This window comes from Vreelandella halophila, from assembly GCF_009856365.1.
In the GTDB taxonomy this organism is placed as follows: domain Bacteria; phylum Pseudomonadota; class Gammaproteobacteria; order Pseudomonadales; family Oleiphilaceae; genus Halospina; species Halospina utahensis_B.
The window spans coordinates 1-3,896 of sequence record NZ_WMEX01000015.1 but is presented as its reverse complement, the minus strand read 5'-3'; the positions used below and the strand labels follow the sequence as shown (position 1 = coordinate 3,896).

The window sequence follows — 3,896 nt, the reverse complement described above, 5'->3', positions numbered from 1 at the left end:
ACCAGCCCATTGGGTGTATCCACTGCGATGCCGATGTGGCAGTAGTGCTTCTGGATGATCTGCTCGTTCGCCATATCCAGTGACACGTTGAACTGCGGATAGGTGGTGAGCGCATGGGCACAGGCCTTCATCAGGAAAGGCAGCAGCGTCATTTTCACGCCCCGCTTTTCGCCCTCGGTCTTGTGATCCTTGCGGAAGGCTTCCAGATCGGTGATATCGGCCTTCTCGAACTGGGTGACGTGCGGCACGTTGAGCCAGCTGCGATGCATGCCCTGGGCGGTCAGCCGCTGGATCTTGGTCATGGACTGGCGCTCGACCTCGCCGAACTGGCTGAAGTCGGGCAGTGGCACCTCTGGAATACCGGCACCACCACCGGCAGGCTTGCTGCCACCGGACTGAAGCTGGTTGCGCACCCAGGACTGGACGTCTTCCTTGAGAATGCGCCCCTTGGGTCCGCTGCCCTTGATCTGTTGCAGGTCCGCCCCGAACTCGCGTGCGATGCGGCGTACGGCGGGACCGGCGTGGACGCGTTTGCCGGAGGGCTCGGCGGTAGAGGGTGGTTCGGGGCTCGGGGCCGGACTGGAGGCTGCTTGCTGGCTGCCAGCGTTATCGCGAGCGGAGCTCGCTCCTACAGTGTCTTCCTGCGCCGCGCTCTCTACTGCGCCTTGCGCCTTGCTGCCTGTGCCTTGTTCCCCGCTTCTCGCTCCTTCGTCCCCGGAGCCCGCCACCTCCATCGTCCCGACGACATCGCCTTCCTTCAGGGAGTCGCCTTCTTTCACGTCGAGGCGGGTGATCTTTCCGGTGGCGGGAGACGGCATTTCGACGGTAGCCTTGTCGGATTCCAGCTCCAGCAGGGGATCCTCGGCATTCACCGAATCACCCACGCTGACGAGCACGCTGACGATCTCCACCGAGTCCGCACCGCCGAGTTCTGGGACCCGGATGGTCTGCTCGCCGCCGGAAGCTCCAGCATCTGCGTTCTGGGGCTCATCGCCATCGCGAGCGGAGCTCGCTCCTACAGATGCGTCATCGTCTCCTGCCGATTCCGCGTCACCGCCGGCCTGCTCGCTGTCGCCTGAGTCGCCGCCCTCGGCGGTATCCATCATACCTACGAGATCCCCTTCCTTGAGGGAATCGCCTTCCTTCACATCCAGACGGGTGATCTTTCCGGCCGCGGGTGCCGGCAGCTCAACAGTGGCCTTGTCGGATTCCAGCTCCAGCAGTGGATCCTCGGTGTTCACCGAATCGCCCACACTGACCAGAACCCCTACAATCTCAACCGATTCCGCACCGCCCAGCTCGGGAACCCGGATTTCCTGTTCACTCATAGTGCCGTGCCTCCTTCTGCCGCCGGATCAGGTGGACGCTGGATTGGGTTTGTCGCCATCGATGCCGTACTGGTTCATGGCCTCGATAACAGTGGCCTGCTCCACGGTGCCTTCCTCAGCCAGCGCGTTCAGCGCGGCCGTAACCACGTGGTAGCGGTCCACCTCGAAGAAGGATCGCAGGTTCCAGCGGGTATCGGAGCGTCCGAAGCCATCGGTGCCAAGCACATGGTAGGAGGCCGGCACAAAGGCACGGATCTGCTCGGACTGCAGCCGGATATAGTCCGTGGAGGCAATCACCGGCCCCTTCTGATCCCTGAGCTGGTCGTGCACCCAGGAGGTGCGGTTTTTCTTGTCCGGGTGGAGGCGGTTCCAGCGCGCGACGTGCTGGCCGTCACGGGCCAGCTCGCCGAAGCTGGTCACGCTCCACACGTCGGAGCCCACCTTGAACTCCTCCTTCAGCATCTGTGCGGCCGCCCTCACCTCGTTGAGGATGGCGCCACTGCCCAGCAGCTGGACCCGGGGCGCCTTGTCCTTCGCCTTGCCCGCGACGTTCACGGTTTCCAGCTGGTAGAGCCCCCGGATGATGCCTTCCTCCGCCCCTTTCGGCATGGGCGGATGGGCGTAGTTCTCGTTGAGCAGCGTGATGTAGTAGTAGATGCTTTCGTTTTCCTGGTACATCCGGCGCATGCCTTCCTGGATGATCACCGCCACCTCGTAGGCGTAGGTGGGATCGTAGGTCAGGCAGTTGGGCACCACGTTGTGCAGGATCAGCCCGTGGCCGTCCTGGTGCTGGAGGCCCTCGCCGTTGAGGGTGGTACGACCGGAGGTGCCCCCCAGCAGGAAGCCGCGCGCACGCATGTCACCAGCCGCCCAGCACAGGTCGCCTACCCGCTGGTAGCCGAACATGGAGTAGAAGATGTAGAACGGCAGCAGCGGGTAGTCGTGGTTGCTGTAGGCGGTCGCGGCGCCGATCCAGGCGGACATGGCGCCGGCCTCGTTGATGCCTTCCTGAAGGATCTGGCCTTTCTTGTCCTCCCGGTAGTACATGATCTGGTCCCGGTCCTCGGGCGTGTACTTCTGGCCCTCGGAGGTGTAGATCCCGGTCTGGCGGAACAGCCCCTCGATGCCGAAGGTGCGGGCCTCGTCCGGCACAATGGGGACCACGCGCTGGCCGACCTGCTTGTCCTTGAGCAGGATGGTGAGCATGCGCACGAACGCCATGGTCGTGGACATCTCTTTTTCACCGGTGCCTTCGAGCAGCTTGTCGAAGGTCTTGAGCTCGGGGATCTTGAGCGGGCTCGAGTCCCGGCGCCGGCGCGGCAGGTGGCCGCCGAGCTCACGCCGGCGTTTCTGCATGTACTGCATTTCGGGGCTGTCCGCCGCCGGGCGGTAGTAGGGCAGCTGGTCGAGTTCGTCGTCGTTCACCGGCACGCCGAAACGGTCCCGGAACGCTTTGAGCGCGTTCTTGTCCAGCTTTTTCACCTGGTGGGCGATGTTCTGTGCTTCCGCGCCCTTGCCGAAACCGTAGCCCTTGATGGTGTGCGCCAGGATGACCGTGGGCTGGCCCTTGTTGTTCACCGCTTCGTTATAGGCGGCGTAGACCTTGTAGGGGTCATGGCCACCGCGGTTGAGCTGCAGGATGTCTTCATCGGTGAGGTTCTTTGCGAACTCCGCCAGCTCCGGGGTCTGGCCGAAGAAATGCTTGCGGGTATAGGCCGGCCCCTGGCTAAGGTAGTTCTGGAGCTCACCGTCACAGGTGCGGTCCAGAGCCTCCTGGAGCACGCCCTCGGTGTCCTTCTCGAACAGGGTGTCCCAGTGGCGGCCCCAGACCACCTTGAGCACGTTCCAGCCGGCACCGCGGAAGATGCCCTCCAGCTCCTGGATGATCTTGCCGTTGCCGCGCACGGGGCCGTCGAGGCGCTGCAGGTTGCAGTTGACCACGAAGATGAGGTTGTCCAGGTTCTCGCGCCCGGCCAGGCCGATGGCGCCCAGGGTCTCAGGCTCGTCGCATTCGCCGTCGCCCACGAAGCACCAGACCTTGCGGTCGCCACTTTCCACCAGCTCCCGGTTGTGGAGGTACTTCATGATGTGGGCCTGGTAGATGGCCTGGATCGGGCCCAGCCCCATGGAAACGGTCGGGAACTGCCAGTAGTCCGGCATCAGCCAGGGGTGGGGATAGGAGGAGATGCCGTTCTCGAGGGTGTCCTGACGATAGTGGTCGAGCTGCTCCTGGCTGAGCCGCCCTTCCAGAAAGGAGCGGGCGTAGATGCCCGGGGCGGCGTGGCCCTGGAAATAGATCAGGTCCGGTTCGCGCTTGTCATCGCCACCGTGGAAGAAATAGTTGAAGCCCACGTCGTAGAGGGTCGCGGCCGAGGAAAAGGTGGAAATGTGGCCGCCCAGATCACCGGGCTTCAGGTTGGCGCGCATCACCATGACCAGCGCGTTCCAGCGGATCAGCGAGCGGATGCGGCGCTCCATGAACATATCACCCGGCATGCGGGCCTCATCCGTGGGCTGGATGCTGTTGCGGAAGGGCGTGGTGATGGCGTAGGGCATGGGCGTGCCCGC

2 protein-coding genes are annotated in these 3,896 nt (G+C 63.9%); both read right to left on the bottom strand.

Annotation, left to right across the window (positions count from 1 at the left end; translation table 11 throughout):
* Positions 1-1,328, bottom strand: a 1,328-nt coding sequence (locus GLW01_RS15445; RefSeq protein ID WP_160899668.1) for a biotin/lipoyl-containing protein, incomplete at its 3' end; no start/stop codon positions are given.
* A gap of 27 nt (positions 1,329-1,355) precedes the next feature.
* Positions 1,356-3,896, bottom strand: a 2,541-nt coding sequence (gene aceE, locus GLW01_RS15440) for a pyruvate dehydrogenase (acetyl-transferring), homodimeric type (protein ID WP_160899667.1), incomplete at its 5' end; no start/stop codon positions are given.